At 34.8% G+C, this 26928-nt stretch carries 17 protein-coding genes; 10 read left to right on the plus strand and 7 right to left on the minus strand.

The window, feature by feature from the left end:
• Window positions 1-20: 20 nt before the first annotated feature.
• From EV144_RS02715 to EV144_RS02755, 9 genes are all read left to right on the plus strand, one after another.
• Window positions 21-2318, plus strand: coding sequence for a TonB-dependent siderophore receptor (locus tag EV144_RS02715; RefSeq protein ID WP_134145937.1), 2298 nt, complete (start codon window positions 21-23; stop codon window positions 2316-2318).
• Window positions 2319-2324: 6 nt separating this feature from the next.
• Entirely contained in the window at window positions 2325-3776 is a 1452-nt protein-coding gene (locus EV144_RS02720) for an ABC transporter permease (RefSeq protein ID WP_134145939.1), read from the plus strand.
• A 1-nt stretch (window position 3777) separates the two neighbouring features.
• Window positions 3778-5121 carry a DUF3526 domain-containing protein gene (locus tag EV144_RS02725; RefSeq protein ID WP_134145941.1) on the plus strand — a complete coding sequence of 448 codons (1344 nt, stop codon included), beginning with the start codon at window positions 3778-3780 and terminating at the stop codon, window positions 5119-5121.
• A 337-nt stretch (window positions 5122-5458) separates the two neighbouring features.
• Window positions 5459-6058 (plus strand): RNA polymerase sigma-70 factor, encoded by a 600-nt coding sequence (locus EV144_RS02730; RefSeq protein WP_134145943.1) that lies wholly within the window; start codon window positions 5459-5461, stop codon window positions 6056-6058.
• 68 nt (window positions 6059-6126) lie between these two features.
• On the plus strand, window positions 6127-7233 hold the full coding sequence (locus tag EV144_RS02735) for a FecR family protein (protein WP_134145945.1): 1107 nt from the start codon (window positions 6127-6129) through the stop codon (window positions 7231-7233).
• A gap of 7 nt (window positions 7234-7240) precedes the next feature.
• Window positions 7241-10600 carry a SusC/RagA family TonB-linked outer membrane protein gene (locus EV144_RS02740; protein WP_134145947.1) on the plus strand — a complete coding sequence of 1120 codons (3360 nt, stop codon included), beginning with the start codon at window positions 7241-7243 and terminating at the stop codon, window positions 10598-10600.
• Window positions 10601-10604: 4 nt separating this feature from the next.
• Window positions 10605-12083, plus strand: a complete 1479-nt coding sequence (locus tag EV144_RS02745) for a RagB/SusD family nutrient uptake outer membrane protein (protein WP_243854603.1) — start codon at window positions 10605-10607, stop codon at window positions 12081-12083.
• Window positions 12070-13536, plus strand: coding sequence for a hypothetical protein (locus tag EV144_RS02750; RefSeq protein WP_134145949.1), 1467 nt, complete (start codon window positions 12070-12072; stop codon window positions 13534-13536). Before EV144_RS02745 ends, EV144_RS02750 begins: the two co-directional genes overlap by 14 nt.
• Window positions 13537-13672: 136 nt before the next feature.
• The gene (locus tag EV144_RS02755; protein WP_243854604.1) at window positions 13673-14815 is read left to right on the plus strand and encodes a cytochrome-c peroxidase; all 1143 of its coding nucleotides are present in this window, start codon (window positions 13673-13675) and stop codon (window positions 14813-14815) included.
• A 227-nt stretch (window positions 14816-15042) separates the two neighbouring features.
• Here EV144_RS02755 and EV144_RS02760 read toward each other — a convergent pair whose 3' ends face one another.
• Window positions 15043-15591, minus strand: a complete 549-nt coding sequence (locus EV144_RS02760) for an REP-associated tyrosine transposase (RefSeq protein WP_134145952.1) — start codon at window positions 15589-15591, stop codon at window positions 15043-15045.
• A gap of 240 nt (window positions 15592-15831) precedes the next feature.
• Between EV144_RS02760 and EV144_RS02765 the strand changes: the two genes are divergently transcribed.
• The gene (locus EV144_RS02765; protein ID WP_134145954.1) at window positions 15832-16485 is read left to right on the plus strand and encodes a VOC family protein; all 654 of its coding nucleotides are present in this window, start codon (window positions 15832-15834) and stop codon (window positions 16483-16485) included.
• A gap of 35 nt (window positions 16486-16520) precedes the next feature.
• Here the strand turns inward: EV144_RS02765 and EV144_RS02770 are convergent, their stop codons facing one another.
• The 6 genes from EV144_RS02770 to EV144_RS02795 all read right to left on the minus strand — a co-directional run bounded on the left by EV144_RS02770 (window position 16521) and on the right by EV144_RS02795 (window position 26780).
• Complete coding sequence (locus tag EV144_RS02770) at window positions 16521-18119, minus strand: family 43 glycosylhydrolase (protein WP_134145956.1); 1599 nt, start codon at window positions 18117-18119, stop codon at window positions 16521-16523.
• A gap of 241 nt (window positions 18120-18360) precedes the next feature.
• Window positions 18361-20370 carry a heavy metal translocating P-type ATPase gene (locus tag EV144_RS02775; RefSeq protein WP_134145958.1) on the minus strand — a complete coding sequence of 670 codons (2010 nt, stop codon included), beginning with the start codon at window positions 20368-20370 and terminating at the stop codon, window positions 18361-18363.
• Between the two features lie 269 nt (window positions 20371-20639).
• Window positions 20640-21881 (minus strand): efflux RND transporter periplasmic adaptor subunit, encoded by a 1242-nt coding sequence (locus EV144_RS02780; protein WP_134145960.1) that lies wholly within the window; start codon window positions 21879-21881, stop codon window positions 20640-20642.
• Window position 21882: 1 nt separating this feature from the next.
• Window positions 21883-23121: a TolC family protein gene (locus EV144_RS02785; RefSeq protein ID WP_134145962.1), complete on the minus strand. Its 1239-nt coding sequence runs from the start codon at window positions 23119-23121 to the stop codon at window positions 21883-21885.
• Window positions 23122-23236: 115 nt separating this feature from the next.
• Window positions 23237-26356 carry an efflux RND transporter permease subunit gene (locus EV144_RS02790; RefSeq protein ID WP_134145964.1) on the minus strand — a complete coding sequence of 1040 codons (3120 nt, stop codon included), beginning with the start codon at window positions 26354-26356 and terminating at the stop codon, window positions 23237-23239.
• A gap of 103 nt (window positions 26357-26459) precedes the next feature.
• Window positions 26460-26780: a DUF6660 family protein gene (locus EV144_RS02795; protein ID WP_243854605.1), complete on the minus strand. Its 321-nt coding sequence runs from the start codon at window positions 26778-26780 to the stop codon at window positions 26460-26462.
• Window positions 26781-26928 lie beyond the last annotated feature (148 nt).

Consider the following 26928-nt stretch of genomic DNA (forward strand, 5'->3'; position numbering starts at 1 on the left):
AGATTTCCATCTACATAAAAATGAAACACTTATATAGCTTACTTTTTTTAGTGAGCACTTTACCTATGCTCCATGCGCAAACCGTTAACCAAAAAGTTCGGGACAGCATTGCAAAAGATTCTGTCGAAATGGAATCTAAACGAAATGAATTACAAACTGTTGAAATCGTTGGTCGTTCGACCAAAAAATACAATAGCGATTATTCTTTTTCGGCCACAAAAACAGCGTCATTAAACAAAGATATTCCGCAATCTATTGCTACAATTACCAAAGAATTGATTGCAGATAAAGGCGCTATTTATCTTGCTGATGCCGTAAAAATGTCGAGCGGTGTGATTCCGGCGAGTTATTACAACCAATACACCATTCGAGGCATTAGCCAAAATGAAGAAGGCCAGATTATCAACGGAATGCGTACGCGTCAATATTATTTTTTGCAGCCACTTACCAGCAATATCGAACGTGTAGAAGTGATAAAAGGACCTTCGAGTGCTACATTTTCGTCTGTAGATCCGGGCGGAAGTATTAATATGGTAACGAAAAAACCTTTGGCAATTGACCGAAAAGAAGTCAGTTTTACGGTTGGAAGTTTTAGTACTTTACGCGGAACGCTTGATTTTACGGGACCATTAAACGAATCAAAAACACTTTTGTACCGCGTAAATGGCGCGTATCAGGAAGCAAAATCTTTTCGTGATTTAGTTCATAATAAGTCGTTTTTGATCTCTCCATCATTCAGTTATATTCCGAATGAAAAAACGGCTATTAATACCGAGTTGATTTTAAGCGACATGACAGGAGTTTTAGATCGAGGACAGCCTATTTTTGGCGCGACAGCCGGCGTTACCAATTTAAATAAAACGCCAATAAGCCTGAATTTAGGCGCATCTGGAGATTATTTTAAATCTAAAGAAATGATTTTGATGACAAATTTTGCTCATAAATTCAATTCAAAAATTGGTTTTAATGCGTCGTACATGAAACAAACCTGGACAGAAAACCTTCAGGAACACCGTACTACAAATGCTTTTGCTGTTGATATCAACAATCAGCTGGTAACAAGTCTGGCGATGATGCAGTTTGTGCAGCGCCAGCAATATTGGGATATTGATAACTTAAGCACTTATTTTAATTTTGATTTTAAAACCGGAAAACTTCATCATAAATTATTAACTGGTTACGATTTAAGCAGCTGGAATAAAAACAAAGGCGGTGGACAAAATACGGCGCGCGGTTATGTATTAAAAGACGGAACTGTTGCTAGTTCTTTTGTTCCGGCAAATGCATCAAACTACCAAACCGTTACCGTTAATGGTGTTGTACTGCCAAAACCAAATGTAAATTTCTTTGATTTAAATAATCCGTCGTACGCGCTCAGAAGTCCGGAAGATTATATATTAAATGTTAGAACGGCGCTTCCTTCGGCATTAACAACTACAAATGCGATTTATGTTCAGGATCAGATTCAGTGGGAAAAGTTTCGTTTTTTATTGGGTTTACGAAACGAGTGGTTTGAAGATATTACGAATTATGAAACCAATAATGAACTGACGGTTAAAAAGTCGGCGCTGTTACCGCGAATTGGAATTACATACGCTGTAAATCAAGCTATAAACATTTACACAACATATTTAGAAGGTTATCAGCCACAATCGAATACGACAACTTTGATGCCCCAAACAGGAAGTCTGCCGGCTGGAAGTCTTTTTAAACCGCTTGAAAGTGATTTGAAAGAATTTGGTATGAAAGCCACTTTCCTAAACAATACAATGAGTTTTAATGCTGCTGTTTACGAAATCAATCAGCGTAATATTTTGATGAATGCCAATGATCCTGTAAACCCAGATTTGTTGATAACAAGAGGAAGTGAAAGAAGCCGTGGTTTTGAGTGTGATTTGGCGGGATATATTACTCCAGATTGGCAGATAAACGCCTCTTACAGTTATATTGATGCAGAAATTACCAACGATGCAAATCCGGATTTAATTGGTGCGCGAAAGCAAAACACGCCTAAGAATAGTGCCAATTTATGGACTCGTTACAACTTTACTTCAGATTCGGCTTTACGAGATTTAGGAATTGGATTTGGGATGCAGTACCAAAGCAGTAAAGTGCCTTGGTTTACCCGTGATTTTACACTTCCTGATTTTACCATTTTTGATGCCGCACTTTATTACAAACCAAGCCAAAGTATGCAAATTGCCGTAAATGCAGGCAATCTGCTGAATAAAACCTATTGGCTTGGTGCTCAGAATTATTTGAGATTATTTCCCGGAAGTCCGCGAAATGTGAGCCTTACCGTAACTTATAAATTTTAAATGGGTATGAAAGTATTACACGCCGAAATTTTAATCGCCAAACATTTTAGAAACTCCGTTTTTAAAAATAGTGCTATTTTTATTATTACACTTTTTATTGGCATTTTATTGCTTTATGCTGCGTTTTCGGGTTGGGAGAATTATTCGAACCAAAACGAAACGAGCGAAAAATACCAGCACCAATCACGGGAAGACTGGTTGAAAAATCCAGATAAAAATCCGCACAGAATGGCGCATTACGGAAATTTTGCTTTTAGAAAGAGTACTTCTCTAAGCGTTTTTGAATTCGGAATGGAACCTTTCTTCGGAAATGCCATTTTTCTGGAAGCGCACAAACGAAATACAGCCAATTTTTCTGAAGCTGGATTTTCTAACAGTATGCTGCGTTTTGGTGAAATCAACATTGCAATGGTTTTGCAGATTTTACTTCCGTTGTTGATCTTTTTCTTAGGATTTAATTCGATTGCATACGAACATGAAAACGGAACTCTGAAAATCCTTTTAACGCAGGGAATCAATTGGAAACAACTTTTGACAGGAAAAATATTAGGTGTTGCAAGCGTTATTATGCTGCTTTTTGTACCCACAATTATTGTGTTGGTTTTTATTTGGTTAGTTCTTCAAAATTTTACTATTTCGGCAGATGAAACGATCAAAATGCTTTTGTTTATTGGGTTTCATTTTATTTATCTGCTCTTTTTCTGCATCATTGCAGTTTTAATTTCAGCGGTAAGCAAAACATCCAAAAAAGCGTTGATTTCCCTTATCGGGATTTGGCTTGTATTTACGATCATTCTGCCGAGAACTACGCAGGCGGTTGGCGCTTACATCTATGAAGCACCTTCAAAAATAAAATTCAACAGCGATATCGAAAAAGATATTCTCCTGCAGGGCGACAGTCACGACCCAAACGATCTGCATTATAAAGCGATTAAAGATTCTTTGCTTCTGGTTTATAAAGTCGATTCGGTACAGAAACTTCCGTTTAATTATTCGGGTTTTATAATGGCTGAGGGCGAAAAAATAAGTTCCAGAATTTACAACGAACATCTTGCCGAACTTCTTAAGATTTACGAAAATCAAAATAGTTTTTCTAAAACATTTTCGTTTTTAAATCCGTACATCGCTATCAAAAATCTTTCGATGGGATTGTCTAATACTGATTATGATTCTTATATCGATTTTCAAAAACAAGCCGAAGCATATCGTTACAATATGGCGCAGAAAATGAATGCTTTACAGGTAAAATTCATTAGCAATAAAAAACCCGGACCAAATGATAAACCGCTTACAATTGGCAAAGAGCATTGGGCCGATGTAGCAGCATTTCATTATGAACCAAAAGGAATCCGGGAAGTTTTAAAAAGTGAAATTATCTCTATTCTTTCTATTATTCTCTGGATTACAATTCTGTTTATTTTCATCAGAATTGCTGCCAAAAAACTTAAAGCCATCTAATATGTTAGTACTAGTATTTAAAAATTTCTTACGATCAAAAGGTACCAAAATTGGCTTACTTTTTTTATTATTAATCTGTTTTATAAGCCTTTTAATCGGACATCAATTTCAACAAAAACAGCAAAATAATATTACCGAAGCTGCAGTCTATCAAAAAGAACATATTGCCAGAAACGCTGCTTTCCATAAAGACGAAATTGGACTTTTGCTGTATAATATCAAATTTTCGTTAGTCAATAAAACACTGCCGATAAACAGTTTAGCGATTGGACAAAGAGATGTAAATCCATCGATTCAGAGTGTTACGATTCGCGGTTTGGAAGCGCAGAAATACGATTCAGAACTTAATAATCCGAATAATTTACTTTCTGGAAATATCGATTTTAGTTTTGTATTGATTTATCTATTTCCGCTTCTTATTGTGGCTTTTTCATACAATATAATTTCCGAAGAAAAAGAAAGCGGTACCTGGAAAATCGTGGCAACGCAGAGCAAAAACACGTTTCTATATATTCTACAATTATTTTATGTTAGAATTTTAAGCGTTTTAGCGTTGTTTACTATAGTTTCCCTAATTGCAGTTTTGTTTTTGAATATTCCGTTAGACACTTCTCTCCTAACCTTTTTTGGATTGGGCGTTTTGTATATTTTGTTTTGGTTTTCGGTTTGTTTCTTCATCGTTTCACTTCAAAAACATTCTAATTTTAATGCGGTTATTTTATTGACAATCTGGTTGTTTTTGATCATAATTCTTCCGGCTACAATTAACACTTATATCGTAAACAAATACAAAGTTCCAGAAGCTTTAGAACTAACATTAACGCAGCGAAATGCGTATCACGAAAAATGGGATTTGGATAAACAGAAGACTTTAAATAAATTCTATGCTCATTATCCGCAGTTTAAACATTATGCTTTGCCGGAGAAAGAATTCAGCTGGCTTTGGTATTATGCGATGCAGCAAATGGGCGATGATGAATCGGCAATACAATCGCGCGAATTAGAGTCTAAATTGAAACAGCGAAATCAGGCGAGTCAGACAATTGCTATGTTTATTCCAACACTTCACACGCAGATTCAGCTGAATGAAACCGCAAAATCAGATCTGGGAAATCAGCTTTTGTTTTTGAAGGCAACAGCTAAATTTCACGAAAAAATGAGGTTGTATTTTTATCCAAAAATATTTGATGAAGTGCCGGTTGATAAGGAAAATTGGAAGAAATTTAAGGTTGAAACTTTTACGGATTCTACAAAAATAGATTTCTTTAAAGTGATTCTTCCTTTATTGATTTTTAATATTTTATTGTTTGCTTTTGGATGGAGGAATTTTAGATTTTTTTCTTAATCACAAAGCACGCAAAGTTTTTCTGTAGAGACGTACAACAGTGTGTATAACACAATGATTGTCAGTCTGATCGGAGTCGAAGCCTGTGCCAATTGGAGCGCCCTTCGACTCCGCTCAGGGTGACAAACTGTATGGTTATGTTGTGTTAGACGCACTGCTGGGCATCTCTACAAATTAAAAACAAAGCTTATTCTGAATAAAATTTCCTGATTTACTCTTTATTTCAATTTTATTTAGAATTAATATAAATAAACTTTTATATTTGCCGCTTTCCGGGCAAATCCCTTAAGTAGTCAAACACAAATTACTTATATTGCCTCCCAAGTAATCCTGTTCGATGAATATAAATAGTAGTTTAGAATCCGATCATTTTGAATCTTTCAAGGAAGGAAACGAAACTGCTTTCACTTATTTTTACGATAAATATTTTCGCAGGATACAATCTTTCAGTGTTCAGTTTATTTACGATGCTGAAGAAGCTGAAAATCTGGCTCAGGAAGCTTTTCTTCATTTATGGCAAAATAGAGAAACTGTCGAGTCTATCAACGGAATTCAGTCTTTTTTGTACACTTATGCCAAATCAAAATGTTTGAATTTTATTCGTCATAATAAAGTGAAGGATAAATTCAAAAGTGATCTTTTAAATCAAAAAGAACGCGAACTGAATATTGAAGTTTTAAATTCGATATCATTTGATACTTTAGAATTAACCGAATTAGAACGCATAATTCAGGAATCTATAAACGAATTACCTCCCAAAACCCGCGAAGTTTTTATAAAAAAACGCTTCGAAAATAAAAAAAATGCAGAAATCGCAGAAGAAATGCAAGTTACTTTAAAAGCTGTTGAAGCCCACATGACCAAGGCTTTGAAGATTTTAAAAACCAAATTATCCGATTATTTATTCCTTCTTTTTATTCTTATTTATAATAATTAAAAACAAAAGGTAGGGTATTTTAATTCTGAAGTGTACTTACTAAAGCGAGGAGTTTTAAAAACGCAAATATGACATCAGAATTAATTTATAAATACTTATCTAACGAAGCTTCAGAACAAGAAGTTCAGGCACTTTTTGAATGGATTGATGCTTCTGAAGATCATAAAAAGCAATTTATAACTTTAAAGAAAGCTTGGATTTTAAGCGATTTCTCTGATGCTGCTTTGATTGATGCTGTTCCGGTAATCCAAATCAAATCAAAAAATAAATGGAGGCAATATTTAAGTTATGCAGCCGTATTTTTAGTTTTAATAGGATTAGGAAGCTCTATTTTATTATTTACGGATAAAAATAAATCTTCAAAAAAAGAAATTGTTCTGGAATTTAGCGACGGCTATTCAGAAAATTATTCTCAAAAAAATCAAACTGTATTGTACAATGACAAGGGATTAGTGGCCAAAAAATTCCCGGATCACATTGTATATTTCGGAAAAGTTCTTGATAAAGAAGTTTTATATCACACACTTACAGTGCCATACGGAAAAAGATTCAAACTTCAGCTTTCAGATGGAACTGTTGTGAGTTTAAATTCCGGAACTACTTTTCGTTATCCGGAGCAGTTTGGCATTAACGGAAAAAGAAATGTTTATTTAACCGGTGAAGCATTTTTTGAAGTTGCCAAAGACAAACAGCATCCGTTTATTGTGCATGCCAATCAAGCTGATATACAAGTTCTTGGAACTAAATTTAACGTGAGCGCTTATCCTGAAAACCCAACTGTAAATAGTACTTTGGTCGAAGGAAGTATTCAAATGTCTGAGGCTGCAAATGCTTCAAATGTCGTTTTATTAGCTCCAAATCAAATGGCGACATGGATTAATAATTCGAAAAAAATTGTAACAAAATCTGTCGAACCTGCCTTCTACTCTGCCTGGACAAAAGGTGAACTTGCGTTTAAAGATACCCCATTTTCAACTATCGCAAAAATTATTCAGCGTACCTACGACGTTGAAATTGTAAACGAAAATTCTGATTTGGCCAGACAGAATTTTACGGGTACAATTACGATTAGCGAATCTAGTGTCGAAAACATTTTAGAACTTCTAAAACGTGACACGCCTTTTAATTATTCTATTAAAAATAAGACTATTACCATTACCAATATTCCAAACTAAATAAAACATGACTTTAACGATACCCAATACTTTAAGAAAAATTCTGTTTTTCTTAGCCCTTCTTATATCCGGTTTTAAAGGTTTTTCTCAAAATAAATCGATCACTTTACATTTAAAAAATAAACCTATCAGCTTCATTATTAAATCAATTGAAGAACAAAGTGATTTTAGGATTATTTATAATGCCAGAAAAATTGATGCCGAACAACTGGCCGATATTGATGTAAATAATGCCTCTCTTGAAACAACTTTAACGCAGTTACTGGCTGGTAAAAATATTTCGTTTTACATTCAGAAAAAGCAGGTTTTATTAACGAGTGCTCCGCCTCAAACTTTAAATCCAGACAATCAGGAAACAGCAAGATTTATAAGCGGAACGGTTTATAATGCCAAAGACAAACTGCCTCTTCCCGGCGCAACGATTCGCATAAAAGGAACGGGAATGGGCGCGATTACTGATTTTAACGGAAAATTTGTTTATGAATTAAAAGGAAATAACATCTCAAATCTGGTGCTTGAAGTTGGCTTTTTAGGAATGGAAACGCAGTCTCAAAAAGCAGAAAACAAAAAAGAGTTTATTTTTTATCTTGAAGAAACTACAGACGAATTAAATCCGGTGGTAATTACTTCATCTTACGGAACTAAAAAATTAAAAGAAGAAATTGTTGGAAGTATTTCGACTTTAAACGCAAAAGATATTCCGGTACAACAGGCTTCTGAAAGCATTGATAAAATGATCGAAGGACAAATTCCCGGGGTTTTGGTAGAAAATACTTCTGGTGTTGGTGGTCCGGTTAAAATTAATATTCGCGGTCAGGGAACTTTAAAATCTCTAAATGGGAATCTTTTAGGAACTTCAACTCAGCCTTTGATTATTGTTGACGGAATTATTATGACGGAAGAAACAGGTATTGATAACGACTTTTTTAATGCTGCAGGAGTGGGTTCAGAAAATTTATCAAATCCTCTTGCTTTATTATCTCCTGATAATATAGAAAACCTAACGGTACTTAAAGATGCAGCTGCGGTTGGTCTTTATGGTGCTGACGGTGCAAATGGCGTAATTTTGATTACGACCAAAAGAGGAAAACAAGGTAAAGCTAAATTTAGTTTTTCAAATCAGCTTGGTGTTTCTTCTGCCATTAATCAAATTAAATATTTAAATGGCGCACAATATACTGAACTTAGAAATGACTATTTAAAAAATACATCAACGGGTTATGTTCCAGTTCCTTACAACGGTGTCGATACTAATTGGTTTGATTTATTAAATAATTCTGGAATTTACAATAAGTATAATTTTAGTGTTTCTGGCGGAACTTCAAAATTCTTTTATAATACTAATTTGACGTATTTGAATATTGATGAGCCCCAATTAGGAAATACAACAAAACAGCTTGATGCCGGAATTAATTTAGGTTACAGAACTTCAAAATGGGATCTAAATTTGTCTTTTAATCCGAGTTATATTAAAAAAGATGCACCAAACATTTTTTATGATTTTGCTTATGTGCCTACTCTTTCGCCTTATAATGCAGACGGTTCTTATTCTAATACTGGTTTAATAGGTGCAACGGGCGGAAATCCTTTAGCAGCAATTGACCAAAATAAAAATATCACAGATACGTACGGAATTTTAAGTAGTTTGAATGTAGGTTATGAATTGAATAAGAACATCAAATTTGCCACTTTATTCGGAATCGATTATAAAGATAAGTCACAGGATCGCTATTTTTCTGGTGAAAATGAAAGCGGACAAGCGAACGGTTCTTTTTTATTAAACGGTGATACGTACCCAAATTGGGGAAGACGTCTTTTTAATAAACGTAATTCGACGAAATGGAACTGGCAGGGACAAGTTTTATTCAATAAAGAAATCAATCACGATAATACTATTGATGGTGTTGCTGGGTTTGAACTTTCTGAAGAAAAAACCAATTTTGGGTATCGATCTGCGACAGGTTTTGTGAACCCGAATGTGATACACAATATCGAAGATGCGATTCAGGATGATAATCTTTTGACACCGCTTGTTGACGAAAGCAAAGCAAAACAAGTTTCTCAATCGGATATTAATTACAATTCTAGAGTTTCTTTGTTTACTCAAATCAATTATAATTATAAAAAGAAATATTATTTCTTAGGCAATTTTAGACGCGACGAAAGTTCTGTTTTTGGAAATGATACGAATGTTGCGCTTAACAGCGGCGCAGGTCTTGCCTGGATTATGAGCAACGAAGATTTCTTAAAATCAAATTCGTGGGTTGATTTCTTAAAACTAAAAGTAAGTTACGGTTCTACAGGAAATTCAAGAATTGGTTCTTACCGATCAAAAGGTCTTTATTCGATTTCTAAAAATGGTTATAATGGTGAAGAATATGCTACACCAACTGATGCCCCAAATGGAAATTTAAGCTGGGAAAAGAATAAAAAGTTTAATGCCGGTGTTGATTTTAATGTATTCAATACTATCGAATTGACTTTAGAATATTACTACGACGATCTAAGCGATTTAATTACGAGCAGAGATCTTCCTATAGAATCTGGTTATACTTCGCTGCAATTAAACGCCGCAAGTATGTACAATAAAGGTTTTGAATTGGGTACCCGAATTAAATGGTTGCAGAAAGGAAAGTTTAAATGGACTACTTCTTTTAATATTTCAACGGTACAAAACAAGGTAACGGATTTAGTTGGTTTAGGAAGTGATTATTCTATAGCGTCACTTGCGCTTGCTCAAAAAATTGGATACAGTACAACAAAAATCTGGGGAATGAAATGGGCTGGCGTTGACCCTGCAACGGGTCGGGATTTGGTTAATAAAGGCGGACAAATTTATGATGCTGCAACTTATAACCAAACTTTTACTGCTGCCGATTGGGAACCTATTGGAGATACACAGCCAAAAGCTTATGGAGGTTTTAGCAATAGTTTTTCTTTTAATAATCGCATTACTTTGGGTATTACAGGCGCTTTTCAATTGGGCGGAGATAAATTGGTTTCAGACGATATTATTGCCAAATATCGTACGACTTCAAACCGAAATATGTCTGTAAATGCTTTTGACTATTGGAGAAATCAGGGAGATGTTGTTGCGCAGCCAACGCCAAGCAATAACACTTTACTGCCCAACTTAAGCAAATATGTTTATGATGCTACGTATGTCAAGATCAGCAATATTAATTTGAGTTATAATGTTCCTCTAAAAAATACTTTTCTGGATGCTTTAACGGTGTTTGCAGATGTTTCAAACGCATTGTATTGGTATAAAGAAAAAAGTCCGGCGGGAATGAACGGTATTCGAGAATTTAATTACACTTATCCACAAGCCAGAACTATTTCATGTGGAATTAATACAAAATTTTAAAAAGATGAAATATTTTAAAAACAATATAAGAGCCCATTTTCTGATGCTTTTTGCAATGCCTTTTTTATTGCAAAGCTGCAGTGATTTTTTAGAACAGGAGCCTGGAACCAAAACTTCTATCACAGAGCAATTAAAAGACAAAAAGGGTGTTTTGACGGCCTTAAACGGTGTTTATCAAAATCTTGAAGGAGATTTAAGAGGCGAACGTTTTGCTGTTTATGCAGATGTGCAGGGAGGCAATATAAAGTTTACTCCTTCTTACACTGGAGCTTCAAAAGGGCAGATCAGCATTCCAACCAATATCAAAGACGTTTATTCTTTTGATGATAAAGCTCTTGCATCCAATTTTTCTTCTTTTTACTCCGACGGTTATGATATTATCAATCAGGTCAATCTAATTTTGGAATATACAGATGCCGTTTCTGATGCTACCGATGCAGAAAAAAATCAGATAAAAGCGCAGGCATTAACCATTCGTGCGTATGTTCATTTTTTATTGAGCGAAATCTACAGCCAGAATTACGGCTATACTAATGATGCTTCTCATTTAGGAATTGTTTATAATTTAAAATCTATCAGCCAAGGACTTACCTATCCGGCAAGAGAAACTGCTGCCAATACGTATTCTTTAATTATAAATGATATTAAAGCTTCTTTAGATTTATATTCTAATACCACGCTTAATGCTGGGCCGGCTTATTCTTATTTCAATAGTAATAGCGCAAAAGCTTTATTGGCAAGAGTTTATCTTTCTAAAAAAGATTATAAAAATGCATACGATACTGCCAATGATGTGATTGCAAATTCAGGCGTAAGTTTAGTGAGCTCAGCCAATTATATTTCGCAATGGGAACAGCCGGATCTTCCAATTTCTGAAATTTTACTAGAATTATCGGTTACCAAAAGCTCAGATGGAACTGTAAACGGGTCATTATCTTCTTATTTCGGATATATTTTTGATACCAATTATGGCAATTACGCAGCTTCTCAGGATTTAGTTGATTTGTATGAAACCGGAGATATTAGAAAGCAGCTGTTTTTAGAAAAACCATTATCTACATTGGTTAATTTACAGCCTGTAAATAAAAATTATTATTTCACTAAAAAATTTCAGGGCAATCCCGGATATGTTGCTTTTAGATTGAGCGAACAATATTTAATTCGTGCCGAAGCGTCAATTGGACTTAACAATCCGGAACAGGCAAAAACAGATATCAACATTATTAGAGCCAGATCAAATGCGGCTGTATTGACCAATACCAACAATATAACCGAAGCTTTATTTTTAGAAAGAAGAAAAGAATTGTGTTTTGAAGGTCATTTATTTTTTGATATTGCCCGAAACAAAAAAGACGTTTCGCGCAACGACGGCTGTATTTCGCTCAGCTGCGGACTCACCTATCCGTCGCCAAAATATGTATTGCCAATACCGCAAAGTACGCTTAACCTTAACTCAAACCTAAAACAAAATGAATCGTATTAAAATTATATCCATATTAAGTATCGCTATAACATTATTTACAGCTTGTTCTAAGGATGATTATAGATTAGAATCACAGAACATTAATCCTTTTATCAGGTTTAATTTCCTTGTAAACAACAATATACCGCTGGAATATCCGGCTGTAAATACTTCTTCAATGGCATCTGTAAGTTTTGAAAACAAATCGGTTAAGACCTTAAAAGTTCCGGTAACTTTAACTTCTGCTACTTTAAAATCGGCTGTAATGGCTAATTTTAGTGCTGTTTCAACAGGAGATGCTGCAAGTTTTAGCTTAGAACCCGCCAACCAATTGTTGTTTAAAGGATCACAACTTACAGATACAATTTATGTTTCTTTTGATAAAAGATGGAAAGACAAACAAAGTATTACCTTAAAATTAGAAAATACTTCTGATCCTGAAATTCATATCGGAAATTTAAATACAACGGCTGTAAATGACACTTTTACGATTAATTTAGGCGAAGTGAGCACACCGTATTCGCTTTCAACAAACCGAATTGTAATAAAAGGACAGGCAGGCGAAACATTCGATTTTAAAGTAAATTTCCCTAACGGATTTATTCCGTCTGAAATTGAAAAACTTAGTATTTTTAAGTTCTTAAATGGTTTTGAATATTCCTTAAAACATGATGATTTTGGAGATAACAGAAGTTCAATTACCTATCATTTAACGCTTTTAGAAGATATTCAGAGCGATGATGTTTATTATGAAACTAATATTTCACTTGTAAATGCTGGCGATTATATTGCATCTGGCACAACCATTCTGCAAATCGTAAAACCAATAAAATCAACACGTGATATTCAGGCAAATCCAGCTTCTAAATTTTACGATTTATCCAATCAATTTTATCTAACGTATGGCGAAACCTGGTTTGATAAATCGGGCGTTTGTGCATGGCAGGCTTTTAATGCCTTTACGTTTCCGGTTGTTGTAACAAAAGACAACGAAAACGCCATTTTATACAGCGACAAAGGAACAGCAAACCCAAATGATGATGTTTATCACGATGCTTTTAAAATCGGGTTTAATGTTTCTACAGGAGCCAACACGACAAATTCATTCAATTTAAAAAGATGGTTTTCTAACGAAAGTGTAACTGCTGCACTTTCTCCAGGTTTCAATATTACCTCTGCTTTGGAATTTTTTCCAGCAAACGGAAACAGCAAAACCAATGGTAAAGTATTAGTGATTCCACAATATATTACGATTAGCAGCAGCACTAAAGTTAGTCATAGTATTGCCATTTCCGGCGAAGGAACCTATAAAGAAATAAGCGCAGGTCTATTTGAAATTTCTTTTGAATTGAAATTAACCAACGACGAACTTTTTGGAGGAACGGTTTCTACGCAATACAAAATTTACAACAACAAAACCTATCCTAAAATAGATCCGATAAATGAAGCTTGTCCTAAAGAAATTGCTTTATAAAATTAGATAATTAGACAATTTGCAAATTAGATAATTCTTCAGGCTTTGTCAAAGTTTAAAACTTTGACAAAGCTTTTGGAGTCTAAACTGGGACTGGAAATTGAGATTAAAAATTTAAATCAAATAAAAAACAAAATTGAAAAAGCTAATTTTCCCTATTCTGTTTCTACTCATTTTAACCGCTTACAAGAGCATCGAAGAACCCGAATACATCGATATTCAGGAACTGAGAAAAGTGTATTCCAGCGGTGATCCATCGTTGTGGCCTGCAGCAGCATTAAATGAGCGAATTGATAAATCGAAATTTCAGGATATTGGTATTCTTCCTGCTGTTCCTTATCCGGCTTACAATCCGTATTCTAAAGAAAAGGAAAGTCTGGGGAAAATACTCTTTTTTGATCCGAGATTATCGCTTAGCGGACAAATTGCCTGCGCTTCCTGCCATAATCCAGAATTGGGCTGGACAGATAATTTGACGCGTTCTTTTGGACACGACCGCCAGACTGGAAAACGAAATTCGATGACCATTCTAAATGCCGCTTACGCGAAAACGCTCTTCTGGGATGGACGTGCGTCTAGTCTTGAAGATCAGGCTCAATTTCCGATCGGCGATCCATTAGAAATGAATGAAAAACTGACGATTGCGGTTGATAAAATTGCACAGGTTAAAGGTTATAAAACCCTTTTTGAAGCTGCTTTTGGAGATAAAAAAATATCACTGGAAAGAATACAATATGCCATTGCAACTTTCGAAAGATCTATAAATAGTCCGAAAAGTAAATTTGATCAATTTATAAGTGGAAAATCAGATGCTTATACGGATTCGCAAGTAAAAGGATTGCATCTTTTTAGAACTAAAGCACAATGCATTAATTGTCATAATACGCCTTATTTCAGCGATAATCAATTCCATAATGATGGACAAACTTTATTCGGTACAAAAAACGAAGATTTCGGACGTTATAATGTTACTAAAGATGTTGCGGACATAGGGAAGTTTAGAACTCCAACTTTACGCGAAGCAGTAAACACAAAACCGTGGATGCATCACGGACATTTTCCGTCTTTATTGGATGTAGTAGAATTGTATAATCTTGGAAATCCTTCTCCTATTCAGAAAAAATATCTCGGAACTGCAAGAGATTCACTGATTCCAAAAGCGGACCCAATGCTTCGTAAATTAAATTTAAACAAAGAGGAAATAAATGATCTTTTGGCTTTTATAGAGACTTTAAGTACGCCAACAAGAAGAATTATTTATCCAACTCTTCCACAATAAGTTTTTTATTTTTCGTTTGTAATTTGCCCCAAAACTTTGCAAATTTTAAAGGCCTGTTTCTGTTGAAATGGGCTTTTTTTGTTTTAATCTGTGTGGCTTATTAGAGCGGGCACGAGCGGGACGCTCGCGCTAGCATGCGTACAAAACAATACCGCAGTTCATGTCGCTAGCGCGAGCGTCCCGCTCGTGCCCGCTCCAAATTAACGTAATCAAAATCAATACTTAAACTAATTCAAATCTATTTCTAAAACCGTCTGGTCATTGTTTCCATAATTACGAGCACTACTGTATTTCCAGTCTATAGGGTCTGTTACAAAGCCAGTTTCAACAGGATTTTGATGAACATAATTTAGTTTTTGTTCAAATACTTTTAAGGACCAAATTTCTATCGGATGATTATGTTGCTGCCAAAATTGTTTTTTCTCAACATTACAATTTTTCTTTCCAGCACGTTCAAACATCCAAAGCATCCAATCTTTTCTACTTTCTTCTGGATTCTCTTCTATGATTTTTACCATTTTCTTAGAGGTAAAGCCTTTAAAATCTCTAAGTAAACCAGATGGATCACCAAAAGTCGAGCGGAAAATTATATGCAAATGACTTGGCATAATACAATAACCAAATATTTCCATTCCTTTATTTTTCCGGCAATATTCTAAAGATTCAATTATGCAGGCAAAATATGCTTCACGTGTAAAAACGTCAATCCAATGTACTGTTGCAAATGAAATGAAGTATGCACTATTTTTTTCTCTAAACTTATATTTTCTACTCATTTCAGATTTTGATTGTGCGCACGAGCGATACGCTCGCGCTAACAATAGTAATAAAATTGAAATCAAAAATGTTTCAAATTTATAAAAATTAAAGAAAAAACCTACTTATTTGTGTTTCAATATTAAATATTTATACTTCAATCAACTTATAAAATGATCCGTAGATTTATATACTATTGACATTTTTTAAATTTGATAAGAACAAAAAAGAAGTTTTCTTCTTTTCTAAATGACATAACAATGAAAGTAGAACAGATCCAAATTCAAACAAAAAATATTCAAGAAACTTTCTTTTTTTATAAAGATATACTTGAACTCAAAATCATAGAAAAAGATGAGAAATCTGTAACGATTCAGGCAGGAAATTCTATTTTAAAATTCGTTGAAAATTCTCAATTTAATTCCATTTATCATTTTGCATTTAACATTCCACAAAACAAGCTTGAAGAAGCAATTGAGTGGTGTAAAAGCAAAGTAGATTTAATTATTATAGAAGATCAAAATGTAATCACCAATTTTGAAAACTGGAATGCTCACGCTGTTTATTTTTACGATAACAACGGAAATTTATTAGAATTTATAGCAAGACATGATCTTGAGAATCAACAATCAGGTGAATTCAATTCTAAATCCATTTTGAATATAAGCGAAATAGGGATCGTAACTAAAAATCCGCTGGAATTAGGAAAAGAATTAATAGCAAAACATGGATTAGAATTCTTTAGTAAAAATACTAATAGTGAAGCATTTTCTGCAATTGGTGATGATGAAGGTTTATTAATTTTGGTAACGCCAAATCGAAATTGGTATCCAACGCAAACACCATCTGAAAACAATGAGCTTGAAGTTATATTAAAAAATAATGAAAATAGAATTGAACTAAATTTTAATTAAAACTGATTTGCACGTTCTGGATATAAGGTTGTTTTTTACTTTTCCGATTTAACAAGCGATACATCATCAATTAAACAAAAAGAATTTGCTTTTCCATCTGCAAGAAATCCAACCTCTACATTTCCTTTTTTAATCATGAAGTTTTTGATTTCGATAGTTTTCCATTCCTTATTTTCTTCAGAAATAACATATTTATTTCTTTTTCCGTTACTCAAAATATACATTTCCAAATTATTAAAACCTTGGCTGTTTTTAATTTTTGCAGTTAATGTATAGGATCCGTCTTCTAATTTAACAAAAGGTGAAGAAGAAATTATCTGAGTTATTTTTCTTTTAAAGTTTACTTTATCACTAATATTTAAACTTTTTTCTCCAATTACAATTCTTCTATCTTCCTCTGTATTAAAATAATTTAAAACGGGTGATATGGAATCCTGACTCAGTTTATTACCCTCTATAATATCGCTATTCCAACCTGTTAATTGAATTTGTACTGGTTTAACAGGACTTGGAATATGTCTTCTGTCAGCTTCAAAACTATTGTTTTTGATGTAATTATTGTCATCCGCAACCTTCCAGATACCTGTTTTAGCATCTAGATTCCAGGAACTAAGTGAATTAAAATAAGGCATTTCTCCATCAAACGAAACGGGACACCATTGGTTATATCCTAATCCGTTGCCTGCAAAATTCGCCCATCGATCTCCACAATATACTATGGTTTCTTGTTTGTTTCCTTTTAAGGAAAAGAAAAAACCGGTTTGAGATACGTGAGCAAAATCTTCAGAAGCGCCCTTCATAACCAACATATCATTTGTGGGTGTGTAAGGTCCTCGAATATCATCGGCAATAAGATAATACGCAAATGAAGAATCCCAGCCATAAATATTAGAAGCAAACATATAATACTTATTGTTGTATTTAAACATACAGTTTCCTTCGCGGCTTTCTCCCTTAAAAACCTGCGTGCAGTCTAAAAGATTAACCATTCCGTCCTTCACTCCTATTTCTGACACATAAATTTTGTTTCGTCCATTTCCATAAGAATAAATAAGATACGATTTTCCGGTATCTTCATCTGTAAAAACCGTTTGATCGCCCGTATTACTGGTGCCAATCATCGGTTCCATATTGATCTTCTGATGCCACTTAAATTCTCCAACAGGTGAATCTGAAACCGTTATTAGAACTTCTTTATCATGCTGTACAAACATCGCGTACTTCTTGATCTCTTTTATATAAGCGACTCCTAAACGACCAACCCAGCTTTTGCCAGATTGATTTACTTTGTCTTTAGTCAGAACATCTCCTTCAAACTTCCAATTGACCAAATCTAAAGAACTATAGCACGTTACGGATTGAAAGGTTGCATTTGGTAAGGTAATGGAGGGATTGTTTCTGTATGTATCAGCTTCCTGATAATGAACTCCATACCAATAATATTTTTGCTCTCCGGTTGATGGATCATTAAATTTGAAAATTCCTCCGCCCTGACTATTAATTGGAAGTCCTTCTTTGGTAGTCCAAAAAGAATCATTTTTAATATTTTGTGACTGTGATTTACTGTTTTGTATTCCAAAACCAATCACTAGTATTAATAGCAGTATTCTAAAATGATTTTTTCTTTGTTTCATTATGTTTGGCTGGATTTGGTACATTTTTTTAATGAGAATTAAATGTACTAAATGCTAATTAGCTCTGTATCATGGACTATCCTGTTTCATGATCATCACCAAACATAAAATTGACTAAAATTATATTCAATAGAATTGAATTAAAATGATCTGCACTATCTGCAAAATCTACGAGAAAAAATCTCACGCAGATTTTGCAGATTGAGCAGATTTAATTGATTAAACTAAATTATTTTAAGTTTTAAAACTTCATTCTCTGAATCCTTACTGCATTCAAGATTGCCAATAATGCAACTCCAACATCAGCAAAAACAGCTTCCCACATTGTAGCAAGTCCGCCGGCGCCTAAAAGTAACACTGCAGCTTTTACAACAAAAGCCAAAGTAATATTCTGCCAGACGATTTTTTTGGTTTGTTTTCCGATGTTTATTGCCATTGCAATTTTGCTTGGTTTATCATCTTGAATTACCACATCTGCGGTTTCGATTGCGGCGTCGCTTCCTAAACCTCCCATTGCAATTCCAACCGTACTTAATGCAATTACTGGCGCATCATTTACTCCATCGCCTACAAAAGCTACAGTTTCATTTTTTGCTTTGATTTCGTTTAGTTTATCTACTTTATCTTCTGGAAGTAAATCGCCAAAAGCATTTGCGATTCCGAGTTTTTCCGCTACAAATTGCACCACATTTGTTTTATCACCGCTCAGCATTGTAGTTTTTACGCCCAATGCTTTTAATTTTGACACCGTAATTTGTGCATCTTCTTTTATCGCATCTGCAATGGTTAAATAACCCGCAAATTTATTATCGTAAGCAATTGCAATTGTCGTGTAAACAATAGTATTCGGATCGATATCATATTGAATATTAAACTTATCCATTAGTTTAAAATTACCTGCGTGTAATTCTTTCCCGTTAATTGAAGCTTTTAGTCCGTGGCCTGAAATTTCTTCTATATTTTCTAAAGTGATTGAGGAATCTATTTCACCAACGTAATCGTGAATTGCAACGGCAACAGGATGTGTGCTTTTACTTTCCAGAACATTAAGGAGTTTTAGAATTTCATCTTTATCAAAATCATTCGAAATAACAACTTCCTGCACTTTAAAAACACCTTCTGTCATTGTTCCGGTTTTGTCCACAACTACATTCTGAATATTGGCAATACTATCCAGAAAATTACTTCCTTTAAATAAAATTCCGTTTTTACTTGCCGCGCCGATACCGCCAAAATACCCAAGCGGAATACTAATTACTAAAGCACACGGGCACGAAATAACCAGGAAAACCAAAGCGCGATACAACCAATCGCTAAAAACATAATTACTCACAAAAAGCATTGGAAGTAAACAAATTGCAATCGCTAGATATACCACAATTGGCGTGTAGATTTTAGCAAATTTCCTGATAAAGAGTTCTGCAGGCGCTTTTTTTGTCGTAGCATTTTGTACCAATTCTAAAATTTTAGCCAATTTACTGTCTTTATAAAGCGCTGTCACTTTTACCAATGCGATTGTATTTCCGTTTATCATTCCTGCCAAAACAGTTTCGCCTTTTACTTTTGTATCAGGTTTGCTTTCGCCTGTTAAAGCTGCTGTATTAAACGAAGCTGTATCGGATAATAATTCGCCGTCTAAGCCTAATTTTTCTCCTGCTTTTAGCTGTATAATTACGCCTATTGCTGCATCTTTTGCTTTTACATTTTTTGCAATATTATCTTCTAAAATCGTAACCTCATCTGGACGCTGATCCAGCAAACTTTTAATATTCGATTTTGCTTTACTCACCGCCAAACCTTGAAATACTTCTCCAATCGAATAAAACAACATTACGGCAACTCCTTCAGGATATTGACCAATTGCAAAAGCGCCAATTGTAGCGATACACATCAGAAAAAATTCTGAAAAAACATCGCCTTTTACAATACTTTCGTAAGCTTCTTTTAAAACCGGAATTCCAACTGGAAGATACGCTATAAAGTACCAGCCGATTCTAACATATCCAGAAAACCAATCTTGCGGAAAATAGTTGTCAAACGCAATTCCAATCAACAGTAAAACAAAGGATATTATTGCTGGAAGAAACATTTTAAAAGCACTGCCTTCTACATTGTGTTCGTGATCGTGTCCATCATGTTCGTCGTGATTATGTCCATCATTATCATGATGTTCCGGTTCGTCGTGTGAACAACAGCAAGTTGGTTTTACTTTCTTTTTTATAATTTTTTCTTCTTTATGTAGATGTTCCATAGGAAAATTCAAGTTTTAGGTTTCACGTTTCAAGTTGTTTAAACTCTACGTGAATAATGTTCTAAATTTAAGTATTTTATGCGAATTGATAATTATGTAAAGCTATTTTAATCTCGCAAAGACACAGAGGCGCAAAGTTTTTTTATTTAGGTACAAAGGCTCAAAGGTACAGAGGTTTGATGCAAGATCTTTTCCTGACTTTGTAGCTATAATTTAGGCTCTATAGCTTTGAACCTCTGTACCTTTGAACCTTTGAACCTCAAAAAGACCTAATGTTCATGTTCGCCGCCGCCTTTCATTGTCGAAAGCAGATAAAAAGCGCCTTCGGTAACAATCTTTGCGTCTGCCGGAATTTCATCAATAAATTTTACTTCGGTGAAGCCTAAATCTGTTGTTCCGGGAATAACTTCTATGGTTTTAAAATGAATTTCTTCTTCGTGTTTTTCTTTAGGTTTCTCGTGTTTTTCTTCCTGTACAAATACGAAATATTTATCGGCATTTCGTACTACAGCATCTTTTGGAAGCGCAGGAACAGTCGCATTCGTGATATTGATATTAGCCGAAACATACATTCCCGGAATCAAACCTTTTGCATCAGCCGATTCGATTTTGGCATGTACGGCAACCGTTTTACTTTCGTTAGAAAATGATTTATTGATTCCGAAAATTTTTCCTTTTATCGATTTGTTAGACTGATTTGTTAATACAAAATCAATTACCTGCCCAACAGAAATAGAGCCCAAATCTTTCTCATAAACATTCAAATCTAAATGCATCTGCGTATTATCTACAACCTCAAAAAGTGAAACTCCGGTTTGTGCATACGCTCCTTTCGCAATGCTTATTTTGCCTACATAACCGCTTATAGGTGCTACAATTGGTACTAAAGACGAACTTCCTTTTGTACTCACGTGCAGGGCGTCTAATTTGCTTTTTGCTCCCTGAGCTCTTACTCTTTCTGCCGCTAATTTTGATTTTACTTCCTGAAAAACTTTCCTTGGATTTACATTTTCATCACTCAAAGTTTTCTGACGGTTGTATTCTAACTGCAGATATTCGATATTGGCTAAAGCCGAATGATAATCTTCCTGCATTTCAATCACTTCAAGGTTTTGAATTGTGGCCAAAACTTTTCCTTTATTTACATAAGTGCCTTCTAAAACAAAAATATCTTTTACGGTTCCTCCTATCAAAGTCGATATTTCGGCTGAGTTTTGTGGCGGTACAGTGGTGTAACCATTTGCTTTGATAATTTTATTCAGGTTTCTGTTTTCTACAAGACCGGTTTCTATGCCGATTGTTATGTATTGAGAAGCTGTTAATACGGTTTCTGTTTTTTCGGTTTCTTCTTCTTCAGGAGTTTCTTCCACCTTTTTTTCGTTACATGAATTGAGGATAATAACCGCAAAGAACACAAAGGAAAAACGCAAAGAACACAAGAAAACCAAGCTTTCTAAACTTTGTGAAACCTTTGTAAACTTTGTGGTAAAATTTTTAAGTATATATTTCATTTTAATAATTTTTAATAGTTGGAAATTGAAGTTCAATCGCACTCTGATTGTAACTGTGAACCGCTTCTGCATGTTGTTTTTTAATATCAATAGCCTGATTTAAAAAACTGATGTACGACCAATAACTCATATCGCCGTTGGCATAACTTTTTTGAGCCGAATTGATAATCTGATCAGCATATTGCAAGCCTTCATTCTGAAAATATTCTAAGGCTTTTTGCTGCTTTTCGAAGTTATTCTGCAATTCTATTTTCTGAAGATTTAATGCCAATTTGCTTTTGTCTAATGCCAATTGAGATTGTTGCGTATTTATTGCAGAAGCCTGAGCTTTAGCTGTATTCACGCCTCCAAATAACGGAATCTGTAATCCAGCTGTAAAACCTTGAAACAACGATTCTGTATTGATTGTCTGTGCAAAATATCCCAATCCTAATTTTGGTGTGCGCGCAGCTTTAAATGTGTTTTCTTCTTTTTTGTACACTGAAATCTGTTGTTGATAATAATCTGAAAGTAAACCTTCTGCACCCAAATTCCCTTGTTCTTTTACAACTGAATATTGCAACGAAGTCTGAACATCTGGAACAATATTTTCTTCTGTCTGCATAAAAAACTGCAGCTGTTTCTGATAAATCACCAAGTCATATTCCAGTTGTTTTTTCTGGGTTTCAATTTCTTTTACTTTCGCTTTAGCGCTGATGACTTCAATGTTGCCACTTTCTCCGGTTTGAAAACGCAACTCAGCATTTTTCAAGAATTTGGTGTAAATTTCATTGAGTTCTGAGTTTAGTTTTTGAATCGAAATTCCATACAAATATTGATAATAGGCCAATGTCATGGCTTTTTCAATTTCATACGCAGACAAAGCTTTTCGTTTTTCGGCTAATTTTGCCAGTTCTTCCTGTAGTTGTCTGTTTGCTTTTGTGATATTTCCTATCGGGAAAAATTGCTGCACAGAAACATTATGGTCAAAATCTACGCTGTTAAACTGTCCGCCCTGATATTGCACTTGCAATGGATCGGGCTGAAATGCAGTCTTTTTCAGAATGGTTTGTTTCTCGATTTCTTTGTCAGCGATTTTTAAATCAATGTTGTTTGATTTGGCTAATTGAATGGCTTCTTCTAAAGATATTTTTGTTTGTGAGTTTGCTATTGTGCTTATTAACAATAATGCAATTAACCGCAAAGTTTGCGAAGGTTTTTTCGCAAGGTTCGCAAAGATTTTATGTTTTATATTTTTCATTTTATTTCTTTTTTGTTTCACGCAGATTTTAAAGATTTAAGCAGATAAAGACAGATTATTTTTTTTTAAAATTTCTATTTGATCTGTTGCAATCTGTAAAATCTGCGTGAAAAAATCATTTTATTTTGCGGTTAAATTTTTCCAGCAGTAAATACAAAATCGGCAATACAATCAATGTTAGTAATGTTGCAGAGAATAAACCGCCAATTACTACGGTTGCCAATGGTTTTTGTACTTCTGCCCCGCCACTTGTTGATAATGCCATTGGTAAAAATCCTAAAGAAGCTACGGCAGCCGTCATTAAAACGGGACGTAATCTGGTTTTGGTTCCGATTAAAACTCTTTGAAGCGGATCTGTAATGCCTTCTAATTTGAGCTGATTGAAATACGAAATCAAGACAATTCCGTTAAGAACCGCAATTCCAAATAAGGCAATAAAACCAATTCCAGCCGAAATACTAAAAGGCATGCCGCGGAGCCAAAGCGCAAAAACACCGCCAATTGCAGAAAGCGGAATTGCTGTAAAGATTAAACCTGCTTGTTTGAAACTTTTGAAAGTAAAATATAACAAGACTAAAATCAGTCCTAAAGCAATTGGTAATGCAATAGAAAGTCGTTTGGTTGCTTCTATAAGATTTTCAAATTGTCCGCCATAGGTTACATAATAACCCGTGGGAAGTTTGAAATCTTTGTCTAATTTTTGCTGAATTTCATCTACAAGACTTTTAATATCGCGGCCGCGCGCATTGAGCCCAACCGTAATACGACGCTTTCCGTCTTCGCGGGTAACTTGCACCGGCCCTTGCTCGTAATCTACTGTTGCCACCTGCGAAAGTGGTACTTGCTGTCCGTTTGGAAGCGGAATAAACAAATTGCTTACATCGGTAATATCGCCCCGATTGTCCTGATTCATGCGTACCACTACATCAAATCTTTTGCTTTGCTCGTAAATTTTTCCTGCACTTGCTCCCGCAAAAGACGAACGAATAATTTGATTGATATCAGAAATATTCAAACCGTATAAAGCGATTTTATTATAATCGTATTTAATGGTAATCTGCGGCAATCCGGTTACTTTATCGGCTTTTAAATCGCCGATTCCTTCGATGCTTTTAATCTTCGAAATCAGCTCTTTTGCTTTGGCATCTAAAATCTCCAGATCATCACCAAAAATTTTAATGGCAATATCAGATCGGCTTCCTGTCATTAATTCGTTAAAACGCATTTGTATAGGCTGTGAAATCTCGATATTAGCGCCCGGAATCACTTCCATTTCTTCTTTCATGGCATTGGCCAAATCTTCCCAATTATGATATTTTCCGTGCCATTCCTTTTTGTCTTTCAAAACAATAATCAAATCGCCGCTTTCTATCGGCATCGGATCGGTCGGAATTTCACCGCTTCCGATTTTGGTAACAATGGTTTTGATTTCGGGAAATTTATCTTTTAATATTTTCTCGTATTTTGTGGTGGTTTCTACCATCTGCGTAAGCGAACTTCCGGTCATGATACTGGCATTGATTGCCAAATCGCCTTCTTCGATTGTTGGAATAAATTCGCCTCCCATGTTTTGGAAAATGATAAGACTTAAAGCGAATAATCCTAAAGCAATTCCTAAAACTATTTTTTTATATTCTAATGCTTTGTTCAGAAATGGTCTGTAAATATTCTCCAGCCAGGTGATCATTTTATCGCTAAAATTGTCTTTGTGCTCTGTATTTTTGGATAAAAAAAGCGCACTCATCATCGGGATATAGGTAAGCGAAAGGATAAATGCACCAATAATGGCAAAACCAACGGTCATTGCCATAGGTTTAAACATTTTTCCTTCGGTACCAATTAGAGCCAGAATGGGTAAATAAACTATCAGAATAATGATTTCGCCAAAAGCAGCGCTGTTTCTAATTTTTGAAGCTGAATTGTAAACCTCAACGTCCATTTCTTCCTGAGAAAGTTCTTTTTTGATTTTTCGCTGCTGCAAATGATGCATTGTGGCTTCGACAATAATAACGGCACCATCTACAATGATTCCGAAATCTATTGCGCCCAAACTCATTAAGTTACCGCTTACGCCAAAAGCATTCATTAAAATAACGGCAAAAAGCATGGCTAACGGAATTACAGATGCGACGATTAATCCTGCACGAAGATTTCCGAGAAATAATATCAATACAAAAATCACGATAAGCGCGCCTTCGAGTAAGTTTTTGGTAACGGTTCCTACAGCATTATCAACTAATTTTCCTCTGTCTATAAAAGCTTCGGCAACAACACCTTCTGGCAGACTTTTATTAATCTGAACCATCCTTTCGTGAATTCGGTTTACGACTTCGCTCGAGTTTTCTCCTTTTAGCATTAATACCAAACCCGACACAATTTCGCCTTTTCCGTCTTTTGTAGAGGCGCCGTAACGCAGCGCAACACCTTCTCGTACTTCGGCAACGTCACGAACTAAAACGGGCGAACCGTTTCGGTTTTTTACCACAACATTTCCAAGATCTGCTGTTCCTTTTGCCATTCCTACGCCGCGGATAAAATACGCGTATTGATCTTTTTCGATATAAGCACCGCCAGTGTTTTGATTGTTTTTTTCTAAAGCATCAAAAATTTCTGTAATCGTAACTCCCAAACTGTTTAGGGTATTTGGGTTTACAGCAATTTCGTATTGTTTTAATTTTCCGCCCCAGGTACTTACGTCGGCAACGCCTTTTATTCCCTGCAATTGCGGAATAATAATCCAATCCTGAATGCTTCTTAGTTTTATGGCATCGTATTGTTTTTCGTAACCTTTTTTAGCGTAAACATCATATTGGTAAATTTCCCCAAGACCTGTAGAAATTGGCGCTAATTCTGGCGAACCTGCATATTCTGGTATGTTTTCTTCGGCTTGTTTTAAGCGCTGAAATATTTGCTCTCTTGCCCAATAAATATCTACATCGTCTTCAAAAACAACAGTTACGACCGATAATCCGAAGCGGGAAATACTTCTAAGTTCGATTACATCGGGAACGGTTTTTACGGCTTGTTCCAGCGGATATGTAATTAACTGCTCTACTTCCTGACTGGCAAGAGTTGGTGCGGTTGTAATAATTTGTACCTGATTGTTGGTTACATCGGGAAGTGCGTCTAGTGGTAATTTTTTGAGCGAATAACTACCAAAAGCAATTAATGCTACGGTAAATAAGAGTATAACGAACTTGTTCCTTATACTAAATTGTATGGTTTTATCTAACATTTGAAATGATAATGAAATGAGAAATGAGACAATTTCTTGTCTGTTTTAGCTTGTGGAAAATCCACACTTCTCTACCAAGCCCCAAATCGTTGGGACGGCTTCATTATGCTATCTGTGGCGGCTGCCAGATACTTCCGTAGAAATTGGAAATAAAAACTGATTTGTAATTTGGTACTACTGCTGTTATCGCTGTGTAAACAACTGGAAATGTAATGTTATTTGTGGATTGATAACTTAAGATCTGCGCACCACAGCAATTGCAGGCGCAAAATGGTGAACATAGATCGTTTTCTTTATCGTGTGAGTGCGAATCTGATGAAAACTGGGCTTTTTGGTGTACAATGCTGTTTACTTCCATATCTGCGCAGGGCATATTAGAAAGTGCTATTAAATAAATTGATAATATGATTGTTATCCATTTCACAAATACAAAAATAAGACTTATTCTTTTATAAAGTTTAATTTTTATTGATTGTTCCAAAAAACCGTACAACACTAACAAATAAACACTTAAGTTTATTTTTACAAAATTTTTAATTACCTTTAACACTAAATAACATATAAAAACACTC

The sequence above is a fragment of the Flavobacterium sp. 270 genome, assembly GCF_004368785.1.
Classification (GTDB): domain Bacteria; phylum Bacteroidota; class Bacteroidia; order Flavobacteriales; family Flavobacteriaceae; genus Flavobacterium.

Bases quoted from the DNA above. Each gene is read 5' to 3' on its own strand.
- EV144_RS02715 (WP_134145937.1), top strand. From the start codon at position 21: ATGAAACACTTATATAGCTTACTTTTTTTAGTGAGCACTTTACCTATG.
- EV144_RS02720 (WP_134145939.1), top strand. From the start codon at position 2,325: ATGAAAGTATTACACGCCGAAATTTTAATCGCCAAACATTTTAGAAAC.
- EV144_RS02725 (WP_134145941.1), top strand. From the start codon at position 3,778: ATGTTAGTACTAGTATTTAAAAATTTCTTACGATCAAAAGGTACCAAA.
- EV144_RS02730 (WP_134145943.1), top strand. From the start codon at position 5,459: ATGAATATAAATAGTAGTTTAGAATCCGATCATTTTGAATCTTTCAAG.
- EV144_RS02735 (WP_134145945.1), top strand. From the start codon at position 6,127: ATGACATCAGAATTAATTTATAAATACTTATCTAACGAAGCTTCAGAA.
- EV144_RS02740 (WP_134145947.1), top strand. From the start codon at position 7,241: ATGACTTTAACGATACCCAATACTTTAAGAAAAATTCTGTTTTTCTTA.
- EV144_RS02745 (WP_243854603.1), top strand. From the start codon at position 10,605: ATGAAATATTTTAAAAACAATATAAGAGCCCATTTTCTGATGCTTTTT.
- EV144_RS02750 (WP_134145949.1), top strand. From the start codon at position 12,070: ATGAATCGTATTAAAATTATATCCATATTAAGTATCGCTATAACATTA.
- EV144_RS02760 (WP_134145952.1), bottom strand. From the start codon at position 15,591: ATGAGTAGAAAATATAAGTTTAGAGAAAAAAATAGTGCATACTTCATT.
- EV144_RS02765 (WP_134145954.1), top strand. From the start codon at position 15,832: ATGAAAGTAGAACAGATCCAAATTCAAACAAAAAATATTCAAGAAACT.
- EV144_RS02770 (WP_134145956.1), bottom strand. From the start codon at position 18,119: ATGAAACAAAGAAAAAATCATTTTAGAATACTGCTATTAATACTAGTG.
- EV144_RS02775 (WP_134145958.1), bottom strand. From the start codon at position 20,370: ATGGAACATCTACATAAAGAAGAAAAAATTATAAAAAAGAAAGTAAAA.
- EV144_RS02780 (WP_134145960.1), bottom strand. From the start codon at position 21,881: ATGAAATATATACTTAAAAATTTTACCACAAAGTTTACAAAGGTTTCA.
- EV144_RS02785 (WP_134145962.1), bottom strand. From the start codon at position 23,121: ATGAAAAATATAAAACATAAAATCTTTGCGAACCTTGCGAAAAAACCT.
- EV144_RS02790 (WP_134145964.1), bottom strand. From the start codon at position 26,356: ATGTTAGATAAAACCATACAATTTAGTATAAGGAACAAGTTCGTTATA.